This is a genomic window from Pseudomonas soli (genome assembly GCF_021283165.2).
GTDB classification, from domain to species: domain Bacteria; phylum Pseudomonadota; class Gammaproteobacteria; order Pseudomonadales; family Pseudomonadaceae; genus Aquipseudomonas; species Aquipseudomonas soli.
In genome coordinates this window covers 4,268,056-4,294,889 of the sequence record NZ_CP128543.1, presented here as the reverse complement: position 1 = coordinate 4,294,889, position 26,834 = coordinate 4,268,056, and the positions used below count along the sequence as shown (strand labels likewise).

Below are 26,834 nucleotides of genomic sequence, written 5' to 3'. Positions count from 1 at the left end.
GTTATCGGTCAGCGCTTTTTTGTTTTTTGGCTGTTGGTAATTTGGTGTCAAACCCCTGATTTCATTGGAGTGGCAGGATGCCAGTAAAAAAATTGGGAAATCGCCCTAAAGCAAACTGCCCTGGCGACGATAAACATTACGAAGGTTCTCTAGGCCACCTACCCGGCGAATTGCCAAGGCCGGAAGCCGTAGTACCCAATCCAACGAGGAATTCGTCATGGCTTTGACTGTAAACACTAACACCACCTCTCTGGGCGTTCAGAAGAACCTGAACCGTGCTTCCGACGCACTGAGCACTTCGATGACCCGTCTGTCCTCCGGCCTGAAAATCAACAGCGCCAAAGACGACGCCGCCGGCCTGCAGATCGCTACCCGCATGACCTCGCAGATCCGTGGTCAGACCATGGCCATCAAAAACGCCAACGACGGTATCTCCATCGCCCAGACCGCTGAAGGCGCGATGCAAGAGCAGACCAACATTCTGCAGCGTATGCGCGAACTGGCACTGCAATCGCGTAACGACTCGAACAGCTCGCAAGACCGCGACGCACTGGACAAAGAGTTCCAGTCGATGCTGCAAGAGATCGACCGTATCGCTGACTCCACCCAGCTGAACGGCAAGAACCTGCTGGACGGTACCGGCGGCCAGATGGTCTTCCAGGTTGGTTCGAACGTTGGCGCTGCCAACCAGATCACCATCAGCCTGAGTGCTGCGATGAAAACCACCGGTACTGGCGCAGCCCTGACTGCCCTGGCCGGCAAGAGCATCACCGGTGCCGACAGCTCCTCCGCTCAAGCTACCTTCAGCGCCGCTGTAAGCGCCATCGACGCCGCTCTGCAAGCGATCAACACCTCGCGTGCCGATCTGGGTGCTTCGCAGAACCGTCTGACCAGCACCATCAACAACCTGCAGAACATCAACGAGAACGCCGAAGCCGCCCGTGGCCGTGTACAGGACACCGACTTCGCTGCTGAAACTGCCCAGCTGACCAAGCAGCAGACCCTGCAGCAGGCTTCGACCTCGGTTCTGGCCCAGGCCAACCAGCTGCCATCGGCAGTCCTGAAGCTGCTGGGCTAATCTGCCTGATAGCTGATGGCGGGGGAGTGCTCTCCAGGCGCTTCCCCGCCTTTTCATTGTGAGGTGCTGGACATGGACATGAGCGTCAAGCTGAACCTGTCTTACCCGGCTGCGCGCACGGCCGAGCAGGTTGCTGAAAAACCGGTTGCGCGGTCGCCAGGCACTTCCGGTGACGGCGAGAAGCAGCAGGATCCGGGCAAGGTGCAGAGCGCCGACAAGGTACAGGCTGCAAATGATGTCAAAGGCGCTGTCTCGGAGATCGAGAAGTTCCTGAAGGAAACGCGACGCAATCTGGAGTTCGTCACAGACGAAGAGTCCGGTAAGATCGTGGTCAAGGTCATTGCCAGTGAAACTGGTGAGTTGATTCGTCAGTTGCCCTCGGAAGAGGCCCTGCGGATCGCCCATAGCCTGAGCGATGTCAAAAGTATTCTGTTCGACGCCAAGGTCTGATTGGCGGCGAGCGCAAATATGTGATTCAAGTCAGTCTTGCAGGAGCGGGGCTGGCCCATCGAAGAGAGGAGCGACAGCATGGCAAGCCCGATTACTACCAACACGGGTGCGGGCTACGGGCTCGATATCAAGAACATCGTCAGCGTGTTGGTGAATGCCGACACCTCGGCCAAGGCCAACCAGATTGCTCGGCAGACGAGCAACAACTCCGCGATGATCTCCGGTATCGGTTCCCTGCGCAGCGCCTTGACGGCGTTCCAGGACGCCATGAAGAAGCTCAACGACAAGAACGCGCCTTCGTTCAATGCCTTCGCAGGCACTTCCGCTGACGAGAAAGTGGTCAAGATCAAGTCGAGCAACTCGGCGGTCGCAGGGACCTACGATATCAAGGTCGACAAGTTGGCTACCGCCTCCAAGGTTGCCAGCAAGCAGTTCGCAGGTGGTGCCAGCACGGCGATCGGCGCCGGTGAGCTGACCATCAGTCAGAACGGCAAGGACTACAAGGTCAATGTCGCCAGCGGTGCCACGCTGCAGAGCGTGCGCGACCAGATCAACAAGGAAATGAGCTCCAACGGCATTACCGCCAACATCATCAACGAGGCGGGCGGTTCGCGCCTGGTGTTCAGCTCTACCACGACCGGCAAGGGTAGCGACATCTCTGTCGGTGGTATTCCGGAGCTGGCCATCAACGGTACTCAGCCCATCAGCGGAAGTGGTGCGGGTTACATCAGTGGTTTGGCCCAGGACGCGGAGTTCTCCATCGACGGGCTGGCACTGAAAAGCCCGAAGAATACCGTCGACCAGGCCATCAGTGGCCTGACGCTCGAGCTCACCGGTGTCTCCACGGGCGGTAATCCCACGAAGGCGACTGTTGCGCTGGACAACGAAGGCCTGAAGAAATCCGTGCAGTCGTTCGTCGATGCCTATAACACCCTGCAGAAGGCTGTTACTGCGCTGGTCACACCTGAGAAAGATGCCAATGGCAACGTCAAGAGCCTTGGTCCGCTGACCAACGACCCGACTACCCGGTCGTTGCTGGGTGATGTGCGCAAGGTGCTGACGGAAGTGGGGGCAGGAGACAAGCTGACCACGCTCAGTCAGTTGGGTATCAACACCCAGAAAGATGGCACCCTGGAGTTCAACAGCACCAAGTTCACCTCTGCATTGAACGACAAGAAGCTGGGTTCTGAGATCCAGGAGCTGTTCACGGGGACCAATGGTCTGTTCGAACGGATGAACAAGGCCATCGATCCATACAACTCGACCGGCGGCATGCTCGATTCCCGCAAGACGAACCTCGACAAGGCGGCCAAGAATCTGGAAAACCAGCAGGCGGCGCTGGATCGTCGCACCGAGTTGCTGACGGCATCGCTGACCAAGAAATTCTCCGCGCTCGACACCGCCCTGGCCAAGATGAAGAAGCAGGGCGAGCAGATCACCTCGATCTTCGAGGCCATGAATGCCCAGGCCAAGAAATCCTGATCGATCGAGCATGACAAAAGCCCGGCGGCGCCACACAGGCGTGCCGGGCTTTGTCTTTTCTGGCTAAAGTTTTTTGACGTGGCGGCGATACAAGAGGTATATGCACTTTTTCGCTGCAACGAGGTAGATCCATGAACCCGATGTTGGCCCTTCGGCAATACCAGAAAGTCAATGGCGCGGCACAGACTTCCGAGGCCAGTCCGCACCGTCTGGTGCAAATGCTCATGCAGGGTGGTCTCGATCGCCTGGCCCAGGCCAAGGGCGCCATTGCCCGCAAGGATATCGCCCAAAAGGGCATCCTGATCGGCAAGGCCATCGATATCATCGGGGGCCTGCGCGAAGGTCTCGACCTGGAAAACCATGCCGACAGCTTGGCCGACCTGGACAACCTGTACACCTACATGAGCCGTCGCCTGGTCGAGGCGAACGTCAAGAACGACCCCGAGATCATCGACGAAGTCGCGCGGCTGCTGATCACGGTCAAGGAAGGCTGGGATGCGATCGGCGAGCAGCTGCCGACGCCCTGAAGCAGGAGGTTGTCATGAGTGAGGTAATCGATCGTATCGACCAGACCCGCGAGTTGCTGCTGGCCGCCTTGGCCAGCCGTGATTGGGATGCGGTGGGCGAACTAGATCTTGAATGCCGTCTGTGTGTTGAAGACGTGCTGGCCGAGGCCTTGTCTAACGAGGATGAGGTTCGCGCAAGCCTGGAGCAGCTGCAGGGTGTCTATCGGCAGCTAATTGAAGTTGCAAGTGGCGAGCGTCAATCGGTAGTCGACGAGATGGCGAAGATCCGTCAGGCAGAAAACGCGACAAAGGTATACCATTTGTTCACCTGACCACAGGTGACACAAAAATCAGCGCGCCATAAATTTGACTGTGTGCCGTTTTTTGACTTTACTAGTGGCTGTTTTCGAAATTCAGACGTCCGAACACTGACCATTCAGTCGGAATGATGTCGTGCACGCCTTCGGGCGCCGATATGACTAGGGAAGTTGCTATTGCATGTGGCGTGAAACCAAGATTCTCCTGATCGATGACGACAGCGAACGCCGCCGCGATCTGGCGGTGGTCCTGAATTTTCTCGGCGAAGAAAACCTGTCCTGCTCCAGCGACGACTGGCAGCAGGTGGTCGAGGGTTTGTCTTCCAGCCGTGAAGTGCTGTGTGTCCTCATCGGTACCGTAAATGCCCCGGCCAGCGTGCTGGGGCTCCTTAAGACAGTGGCCGGGTGGGATGAGTTCCTTCCGGTTCTGCTTCTGGGTGAAATTTCTTCTGCGGACTTCCCCGAGGACCTGCGCCGTCGTGTGCTGTCCAACCTCGAGATGCCGCCGAGCTACAGCCAGTTGCTCGACTCCCTGCACCGTGCCCAGGTCTATCGCGAGATGTACGACCAGGCCCGCGAGCGCGGTCGTCAGCGCGAGCCCAATCTGTTCCGCAGCCTGGTGGGTACCAGTCGTGCCATCCAGCATGTGCGGCAGATGATGCAGCAGGTCGCTGACACCGATGCCAGTGTGCTGATCCTTGGCGAGTCCGGCACCGGCAAGGAAGTGGTGGCGCGCAACCTGCACTACCACTCCAAGCGCCGCGAGGCACCCTTCGTCCCGGTCAACTGCGGGGCGATCCCGGCGGAGTTGCTCGAAAGCGAATTGTTCGGTCACGAGAAGGGCGCCTTTACTGGCGCGATAACCAGCCGTGCCGGGCGTTTCGAGCTGGCCAACGGCGGTACGTTGTTCCTCGACGAGATCGGCGACATGCCGCTGCCGATGCAGGTCAAGCTGCTGCGCGTACTGCAGGAGCGCACCTTCGAGCGGGTCGGCAGCAACAAGACCCAGAGCATCGATGTGCGCATCATCGCTGCGACGCACAAGAACCTCGAGACCATGATCGAGGACGGGACCTTCCGCGAAGATTTGTATTACCGGCTGAACGTGTTCCCTATCGAGATGGCGCCGTTGCGTGAGCGGGTGGAAGATATCCCGCTGCTGATGAACGAGCTGATCTCGCGCATGGAGCACGAGAAGCGCGGTTCGATCCGCTTCAACTCCGCGTCGATCATGTCGTTGTGCCGCCACGGCTGGCCGGGCAACGTCCGCGAGCTGGCCAACCTGGTGGAGCGCATGGCGATCATGCATCCGTACGGGGTGATCGGTGTGGCGGAGCTGCCGAAGAAGTTCCGCTACGTCGATGATGAAGACGAGCAACTGGTGGACAGCCTGCGCTCCGACCTGGAAGAGCGCGTGGCGATCAACGGCCATGCGCCGAATTTCGCCAACCACGCCATGCTGCCGCCGGAAGGTTTGGACCTTAAGGACTACCTCGGCAGCCTGGAGCAAGGCCTGATCCAGCAGGCGCTGGATGATGCCAATGGCATCGTTGCGCGTGCTGCAGAGCGTCTGCGTATCCGTCGGACCACGCTGGTCGAGAAGATGCGCAAGTACGGCATGAGCCGGCAAGGTGGCGAGGACCAGGCCGACGAGTGACGTTTGCTCGCCCGGGGTCGCGATGCGGCCCCGGGCGTTGACGTCGATCAGCGTGCAATGCTGCCTGGTGTCATTGTCCCCATCTTCGGCACGGCTATTGCTACACCGCAGGCAACATACCGTTTTTATGACGGTCAGCCATGCGAGAGAGCACGATGCCCCAGGCCGCCCACCGTTCCCCAGCCCCCGATTCGCGAGGGCACACCCCGCTTGAGCAGGAGAGCCGGCAGGGTCTTGAGCAGGCGTTCGCCCTGTTCGATCAGGTCTCCAGCCAGTTGAGCCACTCCTACAGCATGCTTGAGTCGCGGGTCAGCGAGCTCAAGGGCGAGTTGGCAGTGGTCAGTGCCCAGCGCATGGCCGAGCTGGACGAGAAAGAGCGCCTGGCCAACCGTCTGCAGAACTTGCTCGATCTGCTGCCTGGCGGGGTGATCGTCATCGATGGTGAGGGCTGTGTGCGCGAGGCGAATCCGGCGGCTCGCGAGCTGCTGGGTGAACCTTTGACCGGGCTGCTGTGGCGCCAGGTGATTGCGCGCAGTTTCGCGCCGCGCGAGGACGACGGTCATGAGGTTTCCTTGCGTGACGGGCGTCGTTTGTCCATTGCCACCCGCTCTCTGGATGCCGAGCCCGGGCAGTTGGTGCTGCTCAATGACCTGACCGAAACGCGTCGCCTTCAGGGCCAGTTGGCGCGACACGAGCGTCTGTCTTCGTTGGGGCGCATGGTTGCCTCCCTCGCGCATCAGATTCGCACGCCCTTGTCGGCCGCGATGCTCTATGCCAGCCACTTGGCGGACCCGGAGCAGGCGTTGGCCTGCGACACGCGCCTGCGTTTTGCCGGCAATCTCAAGGAACGCCTGCACGAACTGGAGCATCAGGTTCGCGACATGCTGGTGTTCGCCCGTGGCGAGCTGCCACTCAATGATCGAGTCAGCCCCAAGGGGTTGTTCCAGGCCTTGCAGCAAGCCGCTCACTCCCATGTGCAGGGGCATGCGGTGCGCTGGCAATGTGATACCCATCTGGGAGAACTGCTGTGCAACCGCGATACGCTGGTGGGTGCATTGCTCAACCTGATCGAAAATGCCGTGCAGGCCGGTGGCGAGTCGGCGCGTTTGAAGATTCATCTGCTGCGCCGCGAAAACGCTGTGCACCTGTGTGTCAGCGATGCAGGCAGTGGTATCGATAGCCAGTTGTTGGCGCGTTTGGGGGAGCCGTTTTTGACCACCAAGTCCACGGGTACCGGGCTGGGGGTGGCTGTGGTCCAGGCAGTGGTGCGGGCGCACCGCGGTACGCTGCGCCTGCGTTCCCGGGTGGGGCGCGGTACATGCGCCACCGTGGAGCTGCCATTGATCGGTGTTCAGGAGGAGGCGGGGCAATGACGATGAAGGTGCTGCTGGTCGAGGATGACCGAGTCCTGCGCCAGGCGCTGGCCGACACCCTGGAGATCGGCGGCCTCGCTCACCGTGCAGTTGGTAGTGCTGAGGAAGCGTTGCGGGCGGTCGCAGAGGAATCCTTTGCGCTGGTAGTCAGTGATGTGAACATGCCTGGCATGGATGGCCACGAGCTGCTGGCACAATTACGCCGTCACCACCCGCACTTGCCGGTGCTGCTGATGACGGCTCACGCGGCTGTGGAGCGTGCGGTGGAAGCCATGCGCCAGGGAGCGGTCGACTATCTGGTAAAACCATTCGAACCCAAGGCCTTGCTCGACCTGGTGGCACGCCATGCTGTCGGTGGCGGTGCCGTGGGTGACGAAGCGGGGCCTGTTGCCTGTGAGCCTGCCAGTCGGCAACTGCTGGAGCTGGCTGTAAGGGTTGCGCAAAGCGACTCGACGGTGTTGATTTCCGGCGAGTCGGGCACGGGCAAGGAAGTGCTGGCGCGATTCATACATCAGCAGTCGCGCCGAGCCGGGCAGGCGTTCGTGGCGATCAACTGCGCGGCGATTCCTGACAACATGCTCGAAGCCACGCTTTTCGGCCATGAGAAGGGTGCCTTTACCGGGGCCATCGCCGCGCAGGCTGGCAAGTTCGAGCAGGCGGACGGCGGTACCTTGCTGCTCGATGAGATCTCTGAAATGCCGCTGGGGCTGCAGGCCAAGTTGCTGCGTGTGCTGCAGGAGCGTGAGGTGGAGCGGGTAGGCGGGCGCAAGCCGGTGGTGCTGGATATTCGCGTGTTGGCTACCACCAACCGCGATCTGGCGGAGGAGGTTGCTGCCGGCCGCTTCCGGGAGGACCTGTACTACCGCCTATCGGTATTCCCCATGGCTTGGCGTGCATTGCGTGATCGGCCGGCCGACATCGTGCCGCTCGCAGAGCGTTTGCTGGCACGTCATGTCAGCAAGATGCACCACGCTCAGGTCAAGCTATCCGCTGAGGCGCGGGCGTGCCTGCAGGCTTACGCCTGGCCTGGCAACGTCCGCGAGTTGGATAATGCGCTGCAGAGGGCGTTGATCCTGCAGCAGGGCGGAGTGATCGAGGCGGCGGATTTTTGTCTGGCTGGCGCCATTCCATTGTCGGCATCCAAAGTGGCCACTATTGAGCCGGTATTTGCGGATTCTGGGGGTGAGGCCGGTGGGCTGGGTGATGACATGCGTCGCCACGAATACCAGATGATCATCGACACCTTGCGTGCCGAGCGCGGTCGTCGCAAGGAGGCGGCCGATCGTCTGGGGATCAGCCCTAGAACCCTGCGTTACAAGCTTGCGCAGATGCGTGATGCCGGGTTCGATGTCGAGGCCAGTCTGTTCGGCTGATACGTCCTTTTGAATGTTTTCTGAGTGGCTGGCACTTCTCTTGCTAGCTCCATCACTATTCGCTGCATGAGTGTCAAAAAAAGTGCGGCCGCCGGAGAGAGAAGTCCATGACCCAAGGTGTTGAATTCAATCGTCTGATGTTGGACATGCGCGCCATGCAGGCCGATGCCATGTCCCTGCCCAAGGTTGGCGCCGCGCCTGAGCTCGCGCCTGGGCAGAGCAGCTTTGCCGATATGCTCGGCCAGGCCATTGGCAAGGTGAATGAGGTTCAGCAGGCATCCAGCCAATTGTCCAGCGCTTTCGAAATTGGCAAGAGTGGTGTTGACCTGACTGACGTGATGATCGCCTCGCAAAAGGCTTCCGTGTCGTTCCAGGCACTTACCCAGGTTCGTAACAAGCTGGTGCAAGCGTACCAGGACATCATGCAGATGCCGGTATAAGGGCGAGAGTGAGTCATGGCCGAAGCAGTCGTCGATAACGCCCCCGCCAAGAGTGGCCCTCCAGCAGCCAAGCCGCCGCTGTTCGGCATGTCGTTCCTGGAAAACATTTCGCAGATGCCCATGCTGCGTCAGGTCGGCCTGCTGGTCGGGCTGGCGGCAAGCGTGGCCATCGGCTTCGCCGTGGTGCTCTGGTCGCAGCAGCCGGACTACCGCCCGCTCTATGGCAGCCTGGCGGGCATGGACACCAAGCAGGTGATCGATACCCTGACCACCTCCGACATCCCGTATCGCGTGGAGCCGAACTCCGGCGCGCTGCTGGTCAAGGCCGACGATCTCTCCCGTGCGCGTCTGAAACTCGCTGCGGCCGGCGTGGCGCCGAGCGATGGCAATGTCGGCTTCGAATTGCTCGATAAAGAGCAAGGGCTGGGTACCAGCCAGTTCATGGAAGCTACCCGTTACCGTCGCAGCCTTGAAGGCGAGCTGGCGCGTACGGTATCGAGCCTGAACAACGTCAAGGCAGCCCGTGTGCACCTGGCGATCCCGAAAAGTTCGGTGTTCGTGCGCGATGAGCGCAAGCCCAGTGCTTCGGTACTGGTCGAGCTGTATCCGGGGCGCGCCCTGGAAGCCGGCCAGGTGATGGCGATTGTCAATCTGGTGGCGACCAGTGTGCCGGAGCTGGACAAGTCCCAGGTGACCGTAGTCGACCAGAAGGGCAACCTGCTCTCCGACCAGTTGCAAGACACGGCCCTGAGCATGGCGGGCAAGCAATTCGACTACAGCCGTCGCATGGAAAGCATGCTCACTCAGCGTGTGCACAATATTCTGCAGCCAGTGCTGGGTAACGACCGCTACAAGGCAGAGGTGTCTACTGACGTCGACTTCAGTGCTGTCGAGTCCACCTCCGAACAGTTCAACCCCGACCAACCGGCGCTGCGCAGCGAGCAATCGGTCAATGAGCAGCGTGCCAGCAGCCAAGGGCCGCAGGGTGTGCCGGGGGCGTTGAGTAACCAGCCGCCGGCCGGTGCCTCTGCCCCTGAAAACGCTACCGCTGGCGCGACACCTGCCGGCGCGATTCAGCCGGGCCAGCCGCTGGTGGACGCCAATGGCCAACAGATCATGGACCCGGCGACTGGCCAGCCGATGCTGGCGCCATACCCGAGCGACAAGCGCCAGCAAAGTACCAAGAACTTCGAACTGGACCGTTCCATCAGCCACACCCGCCAGCAGCAAGGTCGCCTGACCCGCCTGTCGGTAGCCGTGGTGGTGGACGACCAGGTCAAGCTGGACCCCGCCACTGGCGAAGCCACCCGTACCCCGTGGGGCGCCGAGGACCTGGCGCGCTTCACCCGCCTGGTACAGGATGCGGTAGGTTTCGATGCCAGCCGTGGCGACAGCGTTACCGTGATCAACGTGCCGTTCGCCGCCGACCGTGGCGACGAGCTGGTCGATATTCCGTTCTACTCGCAGCCCTGGTTCTGGGACATCGTCAAGCAAGTGCTGGGTGTGCTGTTCATCCTGGTGCTGGTGTTCGGCGTGCTGCGTCCAGTGCTCAACAACATTACAGGTGGCGGCAAGCAGGCGGCCACGGACAGCGACATGGAGCTGGGCGGCATGATCGGTCTGGATGGCGAACTGGCCAACGACCGCGTCAGCCTGGGTGGCCCGACAAGCATTCTGTTGCCGAGCCCGAGCGAGGGTTACGAGGCACAGCTCAACGCAATCAAGGGCCTGGTGGCCGAAGACCCGGGCCGCGTGGCCCAGGTCGTGAAAGAGTGGATCAACGCCGATGAGTGACAATCGAGCCATTACCGCCAAGCTGAGCCGCGTCGACAAGGCGGCCATCCTTCTGCTCTCGCTCGGCGAGACCGATGCCGCGCAAGTCCTGCGCCACATGGGGCCCAAGGAAGTGCAGCGGGTGGGTGTGGCCATGGCGCAGATGGGCAACGTCCATCGCGAGCAGGTCGAGCAGGTAATGAGCGAGTTCGTCGAAATCGTCGGCGACCAGACCAGCCTGGGCGTCGGTTCCGACGGCTACATCCGCAAGATGCTCAACCAGGCCCTCGGCGAGGACAAGGCCAACGGCCTGATCGACCGCATCCTGCTCGGTGGCAACACCAGCGGCCTGGACAGCCTCAAGTGGATGGAGCCGCGTGCCGTGGCCGATGTCATCCGCTACGAGCACCCGCAGATCCAGGCCATCGTGGTCGCCTACCTCGACCCCGACCAGGCCGGCGAGGTGCTGAGCAACTTCGACCACAAGGTGCGCCTGGACATCGTCCTGCGCGTGTCGTCGCTCAACACCGTACAGCCAGCGGCGCTCAAGGAACTCAACCAGATCCTCGAGAAGCAGTTCTCTGGCAACTCCAATGCCGCGCGCACCACCCTGGGTGGCATCAAGCGCGCCGCCGATATCATGAACTTCCTCGACAGTTCGGTGGAAGGCGCGCTGATGGACTCGATCCGCGAGATCGACAGCGACCTGTCGGAGCAGATCGAAGACTTGATGTTCGTCTTCAACAACCTGGCCGACGTCGACGACCGTGGCATCCAGGCGCTGCTGCGCGAAGTGTCGTCGGACGTGCTGGTGGTGTCGCTCAAGGGCGCCGACGAGCGGGTCAAGGACAAGATCTTCAAGAACATGTCCAAGCGTGCGTCCGAGCTGCTGCGCGACGACCTGGAGGCCAAGGGGCCGGTACGGGTCAGCGACGTGGAAACGGCGCAGAAGGAAATCCTCACCATCGCCCGCCGCATGGCCGAGGCCGGCGAGATCGTGCTTGGCGGCAAGGGCGCCGAGGAAATGATTTAAGCGGCAGGTTTCAAGCTGCAAGCGACAAGAAACAGCGGGTCAAGCAAGGGCTGCCGTTTCTTGCTGCTTGAAGCTTGATGCTTGCAGCTAAAGAGGTTTTTGAGCATGTCCACCACCGAACACCCCAGCGATCTGATCCGTGCCCGCGACCTTGAGGGCGTGGATGTCTGGTCGTTGCCTAGCTTCGATCCGGAGCCTGAACCCCAGCCTGAGCCTGAGCCGACCGTCGTCGAGGAAGAAGTCGAAGAGGTGCCGCTGGAGGAAGTCCAGCCCCTTACCCTCGAAGAGCTTGAGGCCATTCGCCAGGAGGCCTACAACGAAGGTTTCGCCACCGGCGAGCGGGAAGGCTTCCACAGTACCCAGCTCAAGGTTCGTCAGGAGGCCGAAGTGGCGCTGGCCGCCAAACTTGCGAACCTGGAACAGGTCATGAACCACCTGCTGGAGCCGATCGCCGAGCAGGACACGCAGATCGAAAAGGCGCTGGTGCTGCTGGTGGCGAACATGACCCGCCAGGTCATCGGCCGCGAGTTGCGCGCAGATTCCAGCCAGATCACCCATGTGCTTCGTGAGGCACTGAAGCTGCTGCCGATGGGCGCTGACAACATCCGTATCCATCTCAATCCCCAGGACTTCGAGCTGGCCAAGACCCTGCGCGAGCGCCATGAGGAAGATTGGAAGCTACTTGAGGACGAAGCCCTGCTGCCTGGCGGTTGCCGGATCGAAACCGCCCACAGCCGCATCGACGCGACCATGGAAACCCGTATCGAGAAGGCCGTGGCGCAGCTGTTCGACCAATCCCATGACCAGGCATTGCACCCCGCGGCGCCGGATATTCAGGTCGAACTCGATGAGCCCGCAGGTGAAGCCGATGCGCCTTGAACGCACCAGTTTCGGCAAGCGCCTTGAAGGCTACGCCGATGCGGTGAGGCTGCCTGAGCAGCCAATCGTCGAGGGCCGCCTGCTGCGTATGGTCGGCCTCACGCTTGAGGCCGAAGGCCTGCGGGCAGCAGTGGGTAGCCGCTGCCTGGTGATCAACGACGACAGCTATCACCCTGTGCAGGTCGAGGCCGAAGTCATGGGTTTTGCCGGTGGCAAGGTGTTCCTGATGCCGGTCGGCAGCATTGTCGGGCTGGCGCCCGGTGCCCGCGTGGTGCCGCTGGATGACAGCGGCCGCTTGCCGATGGGCATGAGCATGCTCGGGCGGGTGCTCGATGGCGCCGGCCGTGCGCTGGATGGCAAGGGCGGCATGAAGGCCGAGGATTGGGTGCCGATGGATGGCCCGGTCATCAACCCCCTGAACCGTGACCCGATCAGCCAGCCATTGGACGTGGGCATTCGCAGCATCAATGGCCTGCTTACCGTGGGTCGCGGCCAGCGTCTGGGGCTGTTCGCCGGTACTGGTGTGGGCAAGTCGGTGCTGCTGGGCATGATGACGCGTTTTACCGAGGCCGAAATCATCGTGGTGGGGCTGATCGGTGAGCGGGGCCGCGAGGTTAAGGAGTTCATCGAGCACATTCTTGGTGAAGAGGGGCTCAAACGTTCGGTGGTGGTGGCCTCGCCTGCGGATGATGCCCCGCTGATGCGCCTGCGGGCAGCCATGTACTGCACGCGAATCGCCGAATATTTCCGTGACAAGGGCAAGAACGTCCTGCTGTTGATGGACTCGTTGACCCGTTTCGCCCAGGCCCAGCGTGAGATCGCCCTGGCAATCGGCGAGCCGCCGGCCACGCGTGGGTATCCGCCGTCGGTGTTCGCCAAGTTGCCCAAGCTGGTGGAGCGTGCCGGTAATGGCGAGCCGGGCGGTGGCTCGATCACCGCGTTCTATACCGTGCTCTCCGAGGGCGACGATCAGCAGGACCCGATCGCAGACTCGGCGCGGGGCGTGCTCGACGGGCACTTTGTGTTGTCCCGGCGCCTGGCCGAAGAGGGGCACTACCCGGCCATTGATATCGAAGCCTCGATCAGCCGGGTGATGCCTCAGGTGGTAGACCCTGATCACTTGCGCCAGGCGCAGAAATTCAAGCAGTTGTGGTCGCGCCTTTCGCAAAGCCGCGACCTGATCAGCGTCGGTGCCTATGTGGCTGGCGGTGACCCGGAAACCGACCTGGCCATTGCCTTGCAGCCCAAGCTGGTGGACTTCCTGCGCCAGGGCCTGGATGAAAACGTTGGCATGGCCCAGGGCCGCGAGCAGTTGGGCGCAATCTTTGCGCCGCCGGGGAACTGATAGGCCATGGCCCAGCCCAGCCGTGCCGCACGCCTGGCTCCCGTGGTGACCATGGCCGAGGAGGCCGAGCGCAAGGCCGCTCAGCGAGTAGGGCACTTTCAGCGAATGTTGACCGATGCGCAGGCCAAGCAGGCCGAGCTTGAAAGTTTCCGTGAGGCCTACCAGCAGCAGTGGATCAGCCGTGGCTCCAAGGGGGTCGACGGCAACTGGCTGGTCAATTACCAGCGTTTCCTTGGTCAGTTGGAAACGGCCATGACCCAGCAGCGCCAGAGCATGGCCTGGCACCAGAACAACCTCAACAACGCACGCAACGCCTGGCAGCAGACGTACGCACGGGTGGAGGGGTTGCGCAAGCTGGTGCAGCGCTACCTCGACGAGGCACGCAGGGCTGAAGACAAGCGCGAGCAGCGCCTGCTCGACGAGTTGTCCCAGCGCTTGCCGCGGCAGGGGCATCTGTAGGAAAGGGCTTGCCCGCCCGGCGTCAGCGCCTTGCACCGGCCCGTGGTGCCTGCTAAACCTTCAGAAGTCGCATTCGCCATCATCGAAGGAATCGCTCGCATGGCAGTCGAATCTGATTTTTCACAGGACGGAAAAAAGCTGACGATCAAGGTCAAGGGTCGTTTCGATTTCGGCAAGCATCAGGAATTCCGGGAGGCATACGAGCGGCAATGCCCGCGCCCGGACTCCGTGGTGGTCGACCTGAAGGAGGCCACTTATCTCGACAGCTCGGCGCTGGGCATGCTGCTGTTGCTGCGCGACCATGTCGGCGGTGAGGAGTCGGATATCCGCGTGGTCCATGCCAGCCCGGACGTGCGCAAGATCCTCGCCATCTCCAATTTCGAAAAACTGTTCGACATCAGTTGAGTACCGTTATGCCCGCCGAGCAAGCGTTGACCGTGCTGGTGGCCGAAGACGGCGCCGCAGATCGCCTCTTGCTGGCGCAGATTGTCCGGCGCCAGGGGCATGAGGTGTTCACTGCCGAGAACGGTGAACAGGCCGTGGCGATGTTCATCGAGCGACGGCCGCAACTGGTGTTGCTCGATGCCTTGATGCCGGTGATGGACGGTTTTGAAGCTGCGCGGCGAATCAAGGCGTTGGCCGGCGAGGCCCTTGTGCCGATCATCTTCCTGACCTCACTCAACGAAGAGGAGGGTCTGGTACGCTGCCTCGAGGCCGGGGGCGACGACTTCATGGCCAAACCCTACAGCGCCGTCATTCTTGCGGCGAAAATCCGTGCCATGGACCGTTTGCGCCGGTTGCACGCCACGGTGCTCGAGCAGCGTGACCAGATCACCCGTCACCATCACCACTTGCTCAACGAGCAGCGTGTGGCCAAGGCGGTGTTCGACAAGGTCGCCCATTCCGGCTGCCTGAAGGCGGCGAATATCCGGTATCTGCAATCGCCCTATGCACTGTTCAATGGCGATCTGCTGCTGGCAGCATTCACCCCGTCTGGCGACATGCATGTGCTGCTGGGGGATTTCACCGGGCACGGTTTGCCGGCTGCAGTGGGGGCCATGCCGCTGGCGGAGGTGTTCTATGGCATGACCGCCAAGGGCTATGGCCTGGCCGAGACGCTGCGGGAAATGAACGCCAAGCTCAAGCGTATTCTGCCGGTAGACATGTTCTGCTGCGCGCTGTTGCTCAGCCTGAGTTTTCAGCGCGGTACGGTCGAGGTCTGGAATGGCGGGATGCCGGATGGCTATCGTCTGTCTGCCGAAGGTGAGGTGCTGGGCATGCTGTGTTCCCATCATCTGCCGTTGGGGGTGCTGGCGCCGGAGCAGTTCGACGATGCCACCCAGGTGTTGCCACTGGCGGTCGGCGAGCGGTTGTTCCTGCTGTCCGATGGTGTGGTGGACACGGGGGATGCCCAAGAACGCTTGTTCGGGGTCGATCGCTTGCGCGATGTGCTGGCTGACAACCGCAACCCCGATCTGTTGTTCGATGAGGTAATGCAGGCTTTGGCAGTTTTCGGCGGGCAGTCGCGTGATGACATCAGCTTGTGCGATATCCGCATGTCTGCCCCTGAGGAGCTGGCGCCGCAACCAGTGGTGTACTCCGACAGTGGCCGTTCCAGCCCTCTGGACTGGTCGTTGCGGTTCGAGCTGCGGGGGCAGAGCCTGCGCCGCTTCAACCCGGTGCCTTATCTGGTGCAACTGTTGCAGGAAATTCACGGGCTCAGGCCTAGCAGCGGGCGCCTGCACAGTGTCCTGAGCGAGTTGTATTCCAATGCGCTGGAGCACGGTGTGCTGGCGATGGACTCCCGGCTCAAGCGCGACGCCCAGGGCTTTGCGCAGTATTATCGACAGCGTGCCGAGCGCTTGATGCACGAGGTGGGCGGGTTCGTGAGCATCGGACTGCAGGTTGAACCGCGGGGTGCTGGCGGGCGTCTGATGATCGAGGTGCGAGACAGTGGCGCAGGCTTCGACGTGGCGCGTGAGCTTGCCAGGACGCCTGAGCAGCAGGCTTTCAGTGGCCGAGGCATGGGCCTGGTACAGCGCCTGGCAGGTCAGGCCCGCTGGTTGGAGGGTGGTCGCCTTGCCCAGGTGGATTTTGAATGGTGAGCCTGCGGGATGCCCGCGGGGTCTGGCTTAGCGAGGCTTGATCAGGGAGTGAGCAAGTGGACGTGCACATCAATCAACAGGTGTTGAGTGACTTGCGGGAGGTCATGGAAGATGGCTACCTGCAGTTGCTGGAGACCTTTCTGGAAGACTCCGAGCGACGCCTGAACCAGTTGCACAAGGCCAGGGATGCCGATGAGCTGGGCATGGCAGCGCACAGCTTCAAGGGCAGTAGCAGCAATATGGGGGCCGTTGGCCTGGCCGCATTGTGCCAGCAGCTTGAAGAGCGTGTGCGCCAGCAGCCCTTGTATGGGATCGAAGACCTGATCAATCGCATCGATCAGGAATACCTGGTCGTCCAGCGTTACTATCGCAGTGAACGGCAACGAGTTTCCGCGCAATAGCTTAACCTGGCGCGAGTTTTGCTTTTCCAGCCCCAGACGTATTTTTCCAGGTTCTGGAGCGGAGATTGTTCAATGCCTGTCGCACCCAATCCATTGTTGCAAGCCGGCCTCGCCAATCAGGCGCAACGCCAAGCTGCCAGTGCGGCGGAAAAGCCGCTGCAGGCCGCGAAGCAAGGCGCCGGCTTTGATCAGGTGATGGCCCGACAAGAGCGTGACAGCACCCCGGTCAAGAGTGCCCCGGCAAGGGATGAAAAGCCCGCCAGCCAGGTGCCGCCGGCGAAGAACAAGGCGCAGCCAGACCCAGCCGCGGGCGGCAAGCAGGCCGCGGATAAGGCGCCGGCCGTTGCCGATGACGGCAAGAGCTTGCCATCGACTGCATCTTCGCAGCCCGTCGACGACACTGATGAGGCCGCCGATGGCAGTGCAGTACCCCCGCTCGATGCCAGCCTGGTTGCCGGCCAGGTGACCGATGCCCAGGCCGGGGCGCAACTGCTCCAGGCCCAGGCGGAAGCGGTGGCCCCGGTGTTGCAGGCGGCGGTTCGAGCGCCGCTGCAGCCTGCGCCAGCGCCGGTACAGGTAGCGCAAGAGGCTGAGCAAACCACGGCGTTCGACCCCGAGGCCGATGCACTTGCCGATATGCCGGCCTTGCGCCTGGCGCTTGAACAGGATGCGCAGTCCAAGGGCAAGACGTCGGCCCATGCCGTTGTCGATAACAACGGTCAGCAAACTGCCAACCCTGCTACTGCAGCCGTCAATACCTTGGCGACATTGGCCGAGAAAGGGGAGTCGGAGCCGGGGCAGGGTGAGCGCGGTGACAAGGCCTTTGCCGGCCTGCTCGATGACGGCCTCAAGGATATCAAGGGTGCCAGCAGTGATACCCGCGTAGACGATTTCGCCAACCGCCTAGCCAGCCTCACCCAGGCGGTGACGCCCAAGACCGCCAACGCCGTGCCCGCCACGCCTGGCCCGCTGCAGCAACCGTTGGCGATGAACCAGGGCGGCTGGACCGAGGGGTTGGTCAACCGGGTCATGTACCTCTCCAGCCAGAACCTCAAGTCTGCGGACATCCAGCTTGAGCCGCGGGAGTTGGGACGCCTGGATATTCGCGTCAACGTGGCGACAGACCAGTCGACCCAGATCCACTTCGTCAGCGGCCATGCCGGTGTGCGCGACGCCCTCGACAGCCAGGTGCATCGCCTGCGAGAGCTGTTCGCCCAGCAGGGCTTGGCCCAGCCCGACGTCAGCGTGGCTGATCAGTCCCGTGGCCAGCAGCAACAGCACGAGGCGCAGCAGGGTGGGTCGGGCCTGTCCGGGGTGGCGGCGCGGCGTGGCAACGCAGCGGAGGGGGACGATGCCGATCCCGCTGAAGTCGCGCGCCCTGTCGAGCAGCAGGTGGTGGTAGGCGACAGTGTGGTCGATTACTACGCTTGATTTTTCGGGCATGCCTGGCGTTGCCTATGCGCAGCGACGCCAGGCGTAATTTTGCAGATGCCGCATCTCGTAAAGAGGTTGCCACCCCAGAAGCTTGCAAAGGCAAATCTGGCATAACACTTGCTCAGCCACGTCATCCTTCTTTGAAACCCCGATGGACGACGGATTATTGGCATGGCGAAGAGCGACGCAGTGAAAGACCCCGCCACTAAAGGCAAACTCAAGCTGATCCTGCTGTTGGTGCTGGCACTGCTTCTCGCAGTCGGCCTGTCGGTGGGTGCGACCTGGTTCTTCATGCACAAGAGCGAGTCGGCTCCGGCGCCTGAAGCAGCCCAGAGCAACATCAAGCCAGCGGCGATCTACGAGCCCCTGGCACCGGCCTTTGTCGTCAACTTCAACCAGAATGGCCGTCAGCGCTACATGCAGGTGAGCATCACCATGCAGGGCCGCAGCCAGGCTGATCTGGAGGCGCTGAAAGTACACATGCCGGTGATCCGCAACAACCTGGTGATGATGTTCTCCGGGCAGGGTTTCGACACCCTCGCCGCGAGCCCGGTCGGCCAGGAAATGCTGCGCCAGAAGGCCACCGCGGTGGTCCAGGAAGTGGCGCAGAAGGAAGTCGGCAGGCCGGTCGTCGACCAGCTGCTGTTCACCAATTTCGTATTGCAGTAGGAGCACATAGATGGCCGTGCAGGACCTGCTGTCCCAGGATGAGATCGACGCCCTGCTGCATGGGGTGGACGATGGGCTGGTACAAACCGAGAGCACCGGCGAGCCCGGCAGCATCAAGAGCTACGACCTGACCAGTCAGGACCGTATCGTCCGGGGGCGCATGCCGACCCTGGAAATGATCAACGAGCGTTTCGCCCGCTACACCCGCATCAGCATGTTCAACCTGCTGCGTCGCTCCGCCGACGTGGCGGTGGGCGGCGTGCAGGTGATGAAGTTCGGCGAGTACGTGCACTCGCTGTACGTGCCGACCAGCCTGAACCTGGTCAAGATCAAGCCGTTGCGCGGCACCGCGCTGTTCATCCTCGACGCCAAGCTGGTGTTCAAGCTGGTGGACAACTTCTTCGGTGGCGACGGCCGCCACGCCAAGATCGAGGGGCGTGAATTCACCCCGACCGAGCTGCGCGTGGTGCGCATGGTCCTGGACCAGTGCTTCGTCGACCTCAAGGAAGCCTGGCAGGCGATCATGCCGGTCAACTTCGAGTACATCAACTCCGAGGTCAACCCGGCCATGGCCAACATCGTCGGCCCCAGCGAGGCCGTGGTGGTTTCGACCTTCCACATCGAACTCGATGGCGGTGGCGGCGACCTGCACGTGACCATGCCGTACTCGATGATCGAGCCGGTGCGTGAAATGCTCGATGCCGGCTTCCAGTCCGACCTGGACGACCAGGATGAGCGCTGGGTAAAGGCGCTGCGCGAGGATGTGCTGGACGTCAATGTGCCGCTGTCGGCCACTGTTGCCCGCCGTCAGCTCAAGCTGCGCGACATCCTGCACATGCAGCCAGGCGATGTGATCCCGGTCGAACTGCCGGAGCACCTGGTATTGCGCGCCAATGGCGTGCCGTCGTTCAAGGCGCGGCTGGGATCGCACAAGGGCACCCTGTCGCTGCAGATCATCGACCCGATCGAGCGCCGCTGACGGCGTGCCGGTCGCTTAAACGTATTGAATGCCTGTCGAGGAAATCATGGCTAACGAAAACGAGATCAACTCTCCAGAGGAACAGGCCCTGGCCGATGAGTGGGCTGCGGCCCTGGAAGAGACCGGCGATGCCGGCCAGTCCGACATCGATGCGCTGCTGGCTGCAGACTCCGGCGCCGGCCGCCTGCCGATGGAAGAGTTCGCAAGCTCCCCCAAGCCCAACGAGAATGTCAGCCTCGAAGGTCCCAACCTCGATGTGATCCTGGATATTCCGGTGAGCATCTCGATGGAAGTGGGCAGCACCGAAATCAACATCCGCAACCTGCTGCAACTCAACCAGGGTTCGGTGATCGAGCTTGATCGCCTCGCCGGCGAGCCGCTGGATGTGCTGGTCAACGGCACGCTGATCGCCCATGGCGAGGTCGTGGTGGTCAACGAGAAGTTCGGCATTCGCCTGACCGACGTGATCAGCCCCAGCGAACGTATCAAGAAGTTGCGCTGAGTGAAGCGCATGGTGCGGGCCATGCTGGCCCTTGGCACGTTGCTGGCCAGTGAGGTGGTGATCGCCGCTGCCGAGCCGGTAACCGTGCCGGCTGCGGCGCCTGCCCCTGGCGGCTTCGGCGCGCAGCTGGCGCAAACCGTATTCGGCCTGCTGGTGGTCGTCGGCCTGATCTTTTTCCTGGGCTGGTTGCTGCGGCGCATGCAGGGTTCGGTGCAGCGGGGCGCTCCGGTCATCGAGATCGTCGGCACCCGTGCCATTGGCCCGCGCGACCGGCTGCTGCTGATCCAGGTGGGCAAGGAGCAGATTCTCATTGGCCATACCCCTGGCAGCATCGAGGCGTTGCATGTGCTGGCCGAGCCTGTCGACGTGCCCGCCGATGCGCGCCAGGCCACGCCGGAATTCGCCCAGCGGCTGCTTGAGCTGATGGGCAAGGATCAGAAGGACAAGAAGTGATGACCGGCGCACTGCGCTTACTGTTGACGCTGGCGCTGCTGCTGGCTGCACCGCTGGCCCTGGCTGCCGACCCGTTGTCCATCCCGGCCATCACCCTGTCCAATGGCGCGGACGGGCAGCAGGAGTATTCGGTCAGCCTGCAGATTCTGCTGATCATGACGGCGCTGAGCTTCATCCCGGCGTTCGTCATCCTGATGACCAGCTTTACCCGCATCATCATCGTCTTCTCGATCCTGCGTCAGGCTCTGGGCCTGCAACAGACTCCCTCGAACCAGATCCTCACCGGCATGGCGCTGTTCTTGACCATGTTCATCATGGCGCCGGTGTTCGAGCGGGTGAACAAGGATGCCATCCAACCTTATCTGGCCGAGCAGATGACGGCCCAGCAGGCCATCGACAAGGCCCAGGGCCCGTTGAAGGACTTCATGCTGGCACAAACCCGGCAGAGCGACCTGGACCTGTTCATGCGCCTGTCCAAGCGCACCGATATCGCAGGCCCGGATCAGGTGCCGCTGACGATCCTGGTGCCGGCGTTCGTGACCTCCGAGCTCAAGACGGCGTTCCAGATCGGCTTCATGATCTTCATCCCGTTCCTGATCATCGACATGGTGGTCGCCAGTGTGCTGATGGCCATGGGCATGATGATGCTGTCGCCGCTGATCATTTCGTTGCCGTTCAAGATCATGCTGTTCGTGCTGGTCGATGGATGGGCGCTGATCATGGGCACCCTGGCGGGTAGTTTTGGCGGTGTCTGACGCCATCAAGGAGAGCCTTGCATGACACCTGAAGTCGCTGTCGACCTGTTCCGTGAAGCCTTGTGGATGACCTCCATGATGGTGGCTATCCTGGTGGTGCCGAGCCTGCTGGTCGGCCTGGTGGTGGCGATGTTCCAGGCGGCCACGCAGATCAACGAACAGACCCTGAGCTTCCTGCCGCGCCTGTTGGTGATGCTGGTCACGCTGATCATCGCCGGCCCTTGGCTTGTGCAGAAGTTCATGGAGTACTTCATTGGCCTGTACACCAGCATCCCGCAGTTGATCGGTTGACGCGGCCATGCTGGAGCTGACCGATACTCAGATCGGTACCTGGGTGGCTACCTTCATCCTGCCGTTGTTTCGGGTGACGGCGCTGCTGATGACCATGCCGATCTTTGGCACCAAGATGCTGCCGGCCCGGGTGCGGCTGTATGCGGCCTTGGCCATTACCGTGGTGATAGTGCCGGCGCTTCCGCCGTTGCCGCCGATAGACCCCTTGAGCCTGCACGGCGTGCTGTTGTGCGGCGAACAGGTGATCGTTGGGGCGTTGTTCGGGTTCTCCCTGCAGTTGCTGTTTCAGGCCTTCGTGATCGCGGGGCAGATCATTGCGATCCAGATGGGTATGGCGTTCGCCTCCATGATGGACCCGACCAACGGTGTCAACGTGGCGGTGGTCAGCCAGTTCATGACGATGCTGGTGAGCGTGTTGTTCCTGCTGATGAATGGCCACCTGGTGGCGTTCGAGATCCTCACCGAGAGCTTTACCACGCTGCCGGTGGGCAACGCTCTTGTGGTCAACCATTTCTGGGAGATGGCGGGGCGCCTTAGCTGGGTGCTGGGGGCGGGGTTGCTGTTGATCTTGCCGGCAATTGCATCGCTGCTGGTGGTCAACGTTGCGTTCGGGGTCATGACCCGCGCAGCCCCACAGTTGAACATCTTCTCCATCGGCTTCCCGCTGACACTGGTGTTGGGCCTGATCATTTTCTGGATCGGCCTGGCCGATATTCTTTCCCATTACCAGGCACTGGCCAGCGAAGCGCTGCAGTGGCTGCGTGAGCTGGCACGGGCGCGCTGAGCATGGCAGAGAGCGAGAGCGGTCAGGACAAGACAGAGGAACCCACCGACAAGCGCAAGAAAGACTCGCGCGAAAAGGGGGAGATTGCCCGTTCCAAGGAGCTGAACACCGTCGCGGTAACCTTGGCAGGCGCGGGTGCGCTGATGGCGTTCGGTGGCTACCTGGCCGAGACGTTGATGGCCTTGATGCGCATGAACTTCAGCCTTACGCGGGAGGTGCTGGTCGACGAGCGCAACATGGCGGCATTCCTGTTGGCCTCGGGCAAGATGGCCATCTGGGCTGTGCAGCCGGTACTGCTGCTGCTGTTCGTGATTTCATTCGTGGCGCCCATTGCGCTGGGAGGGTTCTTGTTCTCGGGCAGCTTGCTGCAGCCGAAGTTCAGCCGCATGAACCCGTTGTCGGGGATCAAGCGCATGTTCTCACTGAATGCGTTGACCGAACTGGTCAAGGCCATGGCCAAGTTCTTCATGATCCTGATCGTTGCCCTGGTCGTGCTGTCGGCGGACCGTCAGGCGTTGCTGGCGATTGCCAATGAGCCGCTCGAGCAGGCGATCATCCACTCGGTGCAGGTGGTGGGGTGGAGTGCGTTGTGGATGGCGGCGGGGCTGCTGTTGATTGCGGCGGCGGATGTGCCGTTCCAGCTTTGGCAGACGCACAAGAAAATGAAGATGACCAAGCAGGAAGTGAAGGACGAGTACAAGGACAGTGAGGGCAAGCCTGAGGTCAAGCAGCGTATCCGGCAGTTGCAGCGTGAGGCGTCGCAGCGGCGGATGATGGCGGCAGTGCCTGAGGCGGATGTGATCATCACCAACCCGACTCACTATGCGGTGGCGTTGCAATACGACCCTGAGAAGGGGGGTATGGCGCCGTTGCTGGTGGCCAAGGGCACCGATTTTGTCGCGCTGAAGATTCGTGAGATCGGGGCCGAGCACAATGTGCAGATACTCGAGTCGGCGGCCCTGGCGCGGGCTATCTACTACTCCACCGAGCTTGAGCAGGAGATCCCGGCGGGGTTGTACCTGGCGGTGGCGCAGGTATTGGCGTTTGTGTTCCAGGTTCGGCAGTACCGGGCGGGCAAGGGCAAGGCGCCTGAGCCTTTGAACAAGGATTTGCCGATTCCCGATGATTTGCAGCGTGATAGCTGAGTTTGTAGTTTGTAGTTTGTAGTTTGTAGTTCGGAGTTCGGAGTTCGGAGTTCGGAGTTTTCGGTTGTATTGGGGGTTGTGTGCGCATTCATTTGCGATGGCGACGCTTATTCACCTTTCCGCCCTTACGGCGGCCTACTTTGGTCTTGGCCAAAGTAGGCAAAGCCGCTCGCTCCATTCATACGGCCCCTACGCTTCGCTCCGGGGTTCCCTCGCTCCGGCCTTGCTCCCGGGAGGACCGCGCTGAACGCCCCATCCTGGGGCGCAGCGCTTGACGGGCATCCATGCCCGTCACCTCCCTCCGCAAGACCTGCGTTCGGCCTCCTGAAGTCGCGAAGGTACGAGCGGCGCCTGGGCTGGCGCAGCTGTCGCTAGTTGGAACGTAATTAATCTCTCGATTGTTTCACGGGGCAAGCCCGCTCCCACAGAGACGAATACTGCTTGACGTGAAATCAACGTGGGAGCGGGCTTGCTCCGCGATACGTCGGAACAGCCAATATATAACTAGCTGTCAAATAACCAAATTCGCATTTTCAGCTCTTGCTCTTGCTCTTGCTCTTGCTCTTGCTTCTAAGCGCACGATAGATCAGGCGCCACCAATTGCGACTTCAGGAGGCCGAGCGGAGTTCTTGCGTAGTGGGGCGACGGCCATGGATGGCCGTCGAGCGCTGGGGCCCAGGATGGGCCGTACAGCGCGGTACCCACGGGAGCAAGAACGGAGCGAGGGGACCCCGGAGCGAAGCGTAGGGGCCGGATGAACGGAGCCGAACGGTTTTGCCTCCTTTTCCCAAGAGAAAAGGAGGTCGCCGTAAAGGCGAAAAGGTGACTGTGCGTCGACGTGGCGGATGAATGCGCATACAAGAATCAAAACACACACTCTTAAGCCCGAGCCCGAGCCCGAGCCCGAGCCCGAGCCCGAGCCCCTCAAAATCCCCACCCCCAGAAAAGTTGGAAGGCTTCTTGCAAAGGCAGCGCCAGGCGCCACGCAGGCGTCAAAGTTTTGCTTGAAGAGGAATCGCGGTGGATCGCACTCAGTTAATCAGCAACGCCCGCAACAACCTGGCCGGTCTCGGCCGGGGCAATCTCGGCGTGCCGCTGCTGCTGCTGGTGATGTTGGCAATGATGATGTTGCCGATACCGCCGTTCCTGCTCGACGTGTTCTTCACCTTCAACATCGCCCTGTCGATCGTGGTGCTCCTCGTCTGCGTCTATGCGCTGCGTCCCCTGGACTTCGCCGCCTTCCCGACGATCCTGCTGGTGGCGACCCTGCTGCGTCTGGCGCTGAACGTCGCGTCCACCCGCGTGGTCATGCTGCACGGTCAGGAAGGCCATGGCGCCGCGGGCAAGGTGATCCAGGCCTTCGGTGAAGTGGTGATCGGCGGCAACTATGTCGTCGGTGCCGTGGTGTTCGCCATCCTCATGATCATCAACTTCGTGGTGGTGACCAAGGGTGCTGGGCGTATCTCCGAAGTGAGCGCACGGTTCACCCTCGACGCCATGCCCGGCAAGCAGATGGCCATCGACGCCGACCTCAACGCCGGCCTCATCGACCAGGCCCAGGCCAAGGCGCGGCGTAGCGAAGTTGCTCAGGAAGCCGAGTTCTACGGTTCCATGGACGGTGCCAGCAAGTTCGTGCGCGGTGACGCCATTGCCGGCCTGCTCATCCTCTTCATCAACCTCATCGGTGGCATGCTTATCGGCATGTTGCAGCACGGCATGAGCTTCGGCGATGCCGGCAAGGTCTATGCCTTGCTGACCATCGGTGACGGTTTGGTGGCGCAATTGCCATCACTGCTGTTGTCCACTGCGGCTGCAATCATGGTCACCCGCGCCTCGGGCTCCGAGGACATGGGCAAGCTGATCAATCGTCAGATGTTCGATTCGCCCAAGGCGCTGGCGGTTTCTGGCGGGCTGATGATTGTCATGGGGTTGGTGCCGGGCATGCCGCACATGGCCTTCCTGGGCCTGGGTGGAGTGGCCTGTGGTGGCGCCTACCTGCTCTGGAAAAAACAGCAAAAGGCCAAGGTCGTGGCCCAGCAGGAGGCCCAGCGCCAGCAGGACCTGCTGCCATCGCCGCAACGCGCCATGGAAACCAAGGAGCTGGGCTGGGACGACGTCACCCCCATCGACATGATCGGCCTGGAAGTCGGCTACCGCCTGATTCCGCTGGTTGATCGCAACCAGGGCGGCCAGTTGCTGGCGCGGATCAAGGGCGTGCGCAAGAAGCTTTCCCAGGATCTGGGCTTCCTCATGCCCACCGTGCACATTCGCGACAACCTCGACCTGCAGCCCAGCGCCTACCGCCTGACGCTGATGGGTGTGATCCTGGCCGAGGCCGAGATCTACCCGGACCGGGAGCTTGCGATCAACCCGGGCCAGGTGTTCGGCGCCCTCAACGGCATCGCCTCGCGAGATCCGGCATTTGGCCTGGAGGCAGTGTGGATCGATGTCGGTCAGCGCGCCCAGGCGCAATCGCTGGGCTACACGGTGGTGGACGCCAGCACCGTGGTCGCCACCCACCTCAACCAGATCCTGCAGAAACACTGCCACGAGCTGATCGGCCACGAGGAAGTGCAGCAGCTGCTGCAAGTGCTGGCCAAGGTCTCGCCGAAACTGGCCGAGGAGGTGGTGCCGGGCGTCATTTCCTTGTCGGGCCTGCTCAAAGTCCTGCAGGCGCTGCTCGCCGAGCAGGTGCCGGTGCGTGACATCCGCAGCATTGCCGAAGCCATCGCCAACAACGCGGCCAAGAGTCAAGATACCGCCGCGCTGGTGGCGGTGGTGCGCGTCGGATTGTGTCGCGCCATCGTGCAAAGCATTGTCGGCGTTGAGTCCGAGCTGCCTGTGATTACCCTTGAGCCAAGGTTGGAACAGATCTTGCTCAATAGTCTGCAAAGGGCCGGGCAGGGTCAGGAAGATGGTGTTCTTCTTGAGCCGAGCATGGCCGAAAAGCTTCAGCGTTCGTTGATCGAGGCAGCCCAGCGCCAGGAAATGCAGGGCCAGCCGGCCATCCTTCTGGTAGCCGGCCCGATCCGCGCCATGCTGTCGCGCTTCGGTCGCCTGGCTGTACCGAATTTGCATGTTTTGGCGTATCAGGAAATACCTGACAACAAGCAAGTCACCATCGTTGCCACCGTGGGCCCCAACGGCTGAG

General features: G+C 61.8%; 27 protein-coding genes. All 27 read left to right on the top strand.

The features are described 5' to 3' along the window. The first annotated feature begins 217 nt into the window (after window positions 1–217). The 27 genes from LU688_RS19875 to flhA all read left to right on the top strand — a co-directional run bounded on the left by LU688_RS19875 (window position 218) and on the right by flhA (window position 26,833). Complete coding sequence (locus tag LU688_RS19875) at window positions 218–1,078, top strand: flagellin domain-containing protein (protein WP_094012441.1); 861 nt, start codon at window positions 218–220, stop codon at window positions 1,076–1,078. Between the two features lie 72 nt (window positions 1,079–1,150). Further along, window positions 1,151–1,528: a flagellar protein FlaG gene (locus LU688_RS19870; protein WP_094012442.1), complete on the top strand. Its 378-nt coding sequence runs from the start codon at window positions 1,151–1,153 to the stop codon at window positions 1,526–1,528. Between the two features lie 78 nt (window positions 1,529–1,606). Next, entirely contained in the window at window positions 1,607–3,010 is a 1,404-nt protein-coding gene (fliD, locus tag LU688_RS19865) for a flagellar filament capping protein FliD (RefSeq protein WP_094012443.1), read from the top strand. A 131-nt stretch (window positions 3,011–3,141) separates the two neighbouring features. Then, window positions 3,142–3,537, top strand: coding sequence for a flagellar export chaperone FliS (fliS, locus tag LU688_RS19860; protein WP_094012444.1), 396 nt, complete (start codon window positions 3,142–3,144; stop codon window positions 3,535–3,537). A 14-nt stretch (window positions 3,538–3,551) separates the two neighbouring features. Continuing rightward, entirely contained in the window at window positions 3,552–3,848 is a 297-nt protein-coding gene (gene fliT, locus LU688_RS19855; protein WP_094012445.1) for a flagellar protein FliT, read from the top strand. A gap of 166 nt (window positions 3,849–4,014) precedes the next feature. Beyond that, window positions 4,015–5,490, top strand: coding sequence for a transcriptional regulator FleQ (gene fleQ / locus LU688_RS19850; protein ID WP_046854671.1), 1,476 nt, complete (start codon window positions 4,015–4,017; stop codon window positions 5,488–5,490). A gap of 155 nt (window positions 5,491–5,645) precedes the next feature. Then, window positions 5,646–6,863 carry a sensor histidine kinase gene (locus LU688_RS19845; protein ID WP_094012446.1) on the top strand — a complete coding sequence of 406 codons (1,218 nt, stop codon included), beginning with the start codon at window positions 5,646–5,648 and terminating at the stop codon, window positions 6,861–6,863. Beyond that, window positions 6,860–8,236, top strand: coding sequence for a sigma-54-dependent transcriptional regulator (locus LU688_RS19840; protein ID WP_094012447.1), 1,377 nt, complete (start codon window positions 6,860–6,862; stop codon window positions 8,234–8,236). Before LU688_RS19845 ends, LU688_RS19840 begins: the two co-directional genes overlap by 4 nt. Window positions 8,237–8,343: 107 nt before the next feature. Continuing rightward, window positions 8,344–8,676 (top strand): flagellar hook-basal body complex protein FliE, encoded by a 333-nt coding sequence (fliE, locus tag LU688_RS19835; RefSeq protein WP_046854674.1) that lies wholly within the window; start codon window positions 8,344–8,346, stop codon window positions 8,674–8,676. Window positions 8,677–8,691: 15 nt separating this feature from the next. Next, window positions 8,692–10,470 carry a flagellar basal-body MS-ring/collar protein FliF gene (fliF, locus tag LU688_RS19830; protein ID WP_094012448.1) on the top strand — a complete coding sequence of 593 codons (1,779 nt, stop codon included), beginning with the start codon at window positions 8,692–8,694 and terminating at the stop codon, window positions 10,468–10,470. Next, window positions 10,463–11,482, top strand: coding sequence for a flagellar motor switch protein FliG (gene fliG / locus LU688_RS19825; RefSeq protein WP_023631000.1), 1,020 nt, complete (start codon window positions 10,463–10,465; stop codon window positions 11,480–11,482). Before fliF ends, fliG begins: the two co-directional genes overlap by 8 nt. A gap of 105 nt (window positions 11,483–11,587) precedes the next feature. After that, a complete protein-coding gene (fliH, locus tag LU688_RS19820; protein WP_094012449.1) occupies window positions 11,588–12,361 on the top strand; it encodes a flagellar assembly protein FliH in 774 nt (257 codons plus the stop codon). Further along, complete coding sequence (gene fliI / locus LU688_RS19815; RefSeq protein ID WP_046857712.1) at window positions 12,351–13,706, top strand: flagellar protein export ATPase FliI; 1,356 nt, start codon at window positions 12,351–12,353, stop codon at window positions 13,704–13,706. The genes fliH and fliI overlap by 11 nt, the downstream gene beginning before the upstream one ends. 6 nt (window positions 13,707–13,712) lie before the next feature. Next, complete coding sequence (gene fliJ / locus LU688_RS19810) at window positions 13,713–14,165, top strand: flagellar export protein FliJ (protein ID WP_046854677.1); 453 nt, start codon at window positions 13,713–13,715, stop codon at window positions 14,163–14,165. A 99-nt stretch (window positions 14,166–14,264) separates the two neighbouring features. Continuing rightward, window positions 14,265–14,570 carry an STAS domain-containing protein gene (locus tag LU688_RS19805; protein WP_094012450.1) on the top strand — a complete coding sequence of 102 codons (306 nt, stop codon included), beginning with the start codon at window positions 14,265–14,267 and terminating at the stop codon, window positions 14,568–14,570. Between the two features lie 8 nt (window positions 14,571–14,578). Next, window positions 14,579–16,270 carry a fused response regulator/phosphatase gene (locus LU688_RS19800; RefSeq protein ID WP_094012451.1) on the top strand — a complete coding sequence of 564 codons (1,692 nt, stop codon included), beginning with the start codon at window positions 14,579–14,581 and terminating at the stop codon, window positions 16,268–16,270. Between the two features lie 104 nt (window positions 16,271–16,374). After that, window positions 16,375–16,671 carry an Hpt domain-containing protein gene (locus LU688_RS19795; protein ID WP_046857713.1) on the top strand — a complete coding sequence of 99 codons (297 nt, stop codon included), beginning with the start codon at window positions 16,375–16,377 and terminating at the stop codon, window positions 16,669–16,671. Between the two features lie 72 nt (window positions 16,672–16,743). After that, entirely contained in the window at window positions 16,744–18,102 is a 1,359-nt protein-coding gene (locus LU688_RS19790) for a flagellar hook-length control protein FliK (RefSeq protein ID WP_094012452.1), read from the top strand. Between the two features lie 174 nt (window positions 18,103–18,276). After that, window positions 18,277–18,774, top strand: a complete 498-nt coding sequence (fliL, locus tag LU688_RS19785) for a flagellar basal body-associated protein FliL (protein WP_046854681.1) — start codon at window positions 18,277–18,279, stop codon at window positions 18,772–18,774. Between the two features lie 10 nt (window positions 18,775–18,784). After that, window positions 18,785–19,753, top strand: a complete 969-nt coding sequence (gene fliM / locus LU688_RS19780; protein ID WP_046854682.1) for a flagellar motor switch protein FliM — start codon at window positions 18,785–18,787, stop codon at window positions 19,751–19,753. 46 nt (window positions 19,754–19,799) lie between these two features. Beyond that, window positions 19,800–20,255 carry a flagellar motor switch protein FliN gene (fliN, locus tag LU688_RS19775; protein WP_046854683.1) on the top strand — a complete coding sequence of 152 codons (456 nt, stop codon included), beginning with the start codon at window positions 19,800–19,802 and terminating at the stop codon, window positions 20,253–20,255. Continuing rightward, window positions 20,256–20,708, top strand: a complete 453-nt coding sequence (gene fliO, locus LU688_RS19770) for a flagellar biosynthetic protein FliO (protein ID WP_094012453.1) — start codon at window positions 20,256–20,258, stop codon at window positions 20,706–20,708. Continuing rightward, window positions 20,708–21,463: a flagellar type III secretion system pore protein FliP gene (gene fliP, locus LU688_RS19765; protein ID WP_046854685.1), complete on the top strand. Its 756-nt coding sequence runs from the start codon at window positions 20,708–20,710 to the stop codon at window positions 21,461–21,463. The genes fliO and fliP overlap by 1 nt, the downstream gene beginning before the upstream one ends. Before the next feature lie 21 nt (window positions 21,464–21,484). Further along, window positions 21,485–21,754: a flagellar biosynthesis protein FliQ gene (fliQ, locus tag LU688_RS19760; RefSeq protein ID WP_046854686.1), complete on the top strand. Its 270-nt coding sequence runs from the start codon at window positions 21,485–21,487 to the stop codon at window positions 21,752–21,754. 7 nt (window positions 21,755–21,761) lie between these two features. Then, window positions 21,762–22,538, top strand: coding sequence for a flagellar biosynthetic protein FliR (gene fliR / locus LU688_RS19755; protein ID WP_094012454.1), 777 nt, complete (start codon window positions 21,762–21,764; stop codon window positions 22,536–22,538). A 2-nt stretch (window positions 22,539–22,540) separates the two neighbouring features. Then, window positions 22,541–23,683 carry a flagellar biosynthesis protein FlhB gene (flhB, locus tag LU688_RS19750; RefSeq protein ID WP_094012455.1) on the top strand — a complete coding sequence of 381 codons (1,143 nt, stop codon included), beginning with the start codon at window positions 22,541–22,543 and terminating at the stop codon, window positions 23,681–23,683. A 1,020-nt stretch (window positions 23,684–24,703) separates the two neighbouring features. Beyond that, window positions 24,704–26,833 (top strand): flagellar biosynthesis protein FlhA, encoded by a 2,130-nt coding sequence (flhA, locus tag LU688_RS19745; protein WP_094012456.1) that lies wholly within the window; start codon window positions 24,704–24,706, stop codon window positions 26,831–26,833. Window position 26,834: the final 1 nt, after the last annotated feature.

Coding starts and splice junctions, on each gene's coding strand:
- LU688_RS19875 (WP_094012441.1), top strand. CDS start 218: ATGGCTTTGACTGTAAACACTAACACCACCTCTCTGGGCGTTCAGAAG.
- LU688_RS19870 (WP_094012442.1), top strand. CDS start 1,151: ATGGACATGAGCGTCAAGCTGAACCTGTCTTACCCGGCTGCGCGCACG.
- fliD (WP_094012443.1), top strand. CDS start 1,607: ATGGCAAGCCCGATTACTACCAACACGGGTGCGGGCTACGGGCTCGAT.
- fliS (WP_094012444.1), top strand. CDS start 3,142: ATGAACCCGATGTTGGCCCTTCGGCAATACCAGAAAGTCAATGGCGCG.
- fliT (WP_094012445.1), top strand. CDS start 3,552: ATGAGTGAGGTAATCGATCGTATCGACCAGACCCGCGAGTTGCTGCTG.
- fleQ (WP_046854671.1), top strand. CDS start 4,015: ATGTGGCGTGAAACCAAGATTCTCCTGATCGATGACGACAGCGAACGC.
- LU688_RS19845 (WP_094012446.1), top strand. CDS start 5,646: ATGCCCCAGGCCGCCCACCGTTCCCCAGCCCCCGATTCGCGAGGGCAC.
- LU688_RS19840 (WP_094012447.1), top strand. CDS start 6,860: ATGACGATGAAGGTGCTGCTGGTCGAGGATGACCGAGTCCTGCGCCAG.
- fliE (WP_046854674.1), top strand. CDS start 8,344: ATGACCCAAGGTGTTGAATTCAATCGTCTGATGTTGGACATGCGCGCC.
- fliF (WP_094012448.1), top strand. CDS start 8,692: ATGGCCGAAGCAGTCGTCGATAACGCCCCCGCCAAGAGTGGCCCTCCA.
- fliG (WP_023631000.1), top strand. CDS start 10,463: ATGAGTGACAATCGAGCCATTACCGCCAAGCTGAGCCGCGTCGACAAG.
- fliH (WP_094012449.1), top strand. CDS start 11,588: ATGTCCACCACCGAACACCCCAGCGATCTGATCCGTGCCCGCGACCTT.
- fliI (WP_046857712.1), top strand. CDS start 12,351: ATGCGCCTTGAACGCACCAGTTTCGGCAAGCGCCTTGAAGGCTACGCC.
- fliJ (WP_046854677.1), top strand. CDS start 13,713: ATGGCCCAGCCCAGCCGTGCCGCACGCCTGGCTCCCGTGGTGACCATG.
- LU688_RS19805 (WP_094012450.1), top strand. CDS start 14,265: ATGGCAGTCGAATCTGATTTTTCACAGGACGGAAAAAAGCTGACGATC.
- LU688_RS19800 (WP_094012451.1), top strand. CDS start 14,579: ATGCCCGCCGAGCAAGCGTTGACCGTGCTGGTGGCCGAAGACGGCGCC.
- LU688_RS19795 (WP_046857713.1), top strand. CDS start 16,375: ATGGAAGATGGCTACCTGCAGTTGCTGGAGACCTTTCTGGAAGACTCC.
- LU688_RS19790 (WP_094012452.1), top strand. CDS start 16,744: ATGCCTGTCGCACCCAATCCATTGTTGCAAGCCGGCCTCGCCAATCAG.
- fliL (WP_046854681.1), top strand. CDS start 18,277: ATGGCGAAGAGCGACGCAGTGAAAGACCCCGCCACTAAAGGCAAACTC.
- fliM (WP_046854682.1), top strand. CDS start 18,785: ATGGCCGTGCAGGACCTGCTGTCCCAGGATGAGATCGACGCCCTGCTG.
- fliN (WP_046854683.1), top strand. CDS start 19,800: ATGGCTAACGAAAACGAGATCAACTCTCCAGAGGAACAGGCCCTGGCC.
- fliP (WP_046854685.1), top strand. CDS start 20,708: ATGACCGGCGCACTGCGCTTACTGTTGACGCTGGCGCTGCTGCTGGCT.
- fliQ (WP_046854686.1), top strand. CDS start 21,485: ATGACACCTGAAGTCGCTGTCGACCTGTTCCGTGAAGCCTTGTGGATG.
- fliR (WP_094012454.1), top strand. CDS start 21,762: ATGCTGGAGCTGACCGATACTCAGATCGGTACCTGGGTGGCTACCTTC.
- flhB (WP_094012455.1), top strand. CDS start 22,541: ATGGCAGAGAGCGAGAGCGGTCAGGACAAGACAGAGGAACCCACCGAC.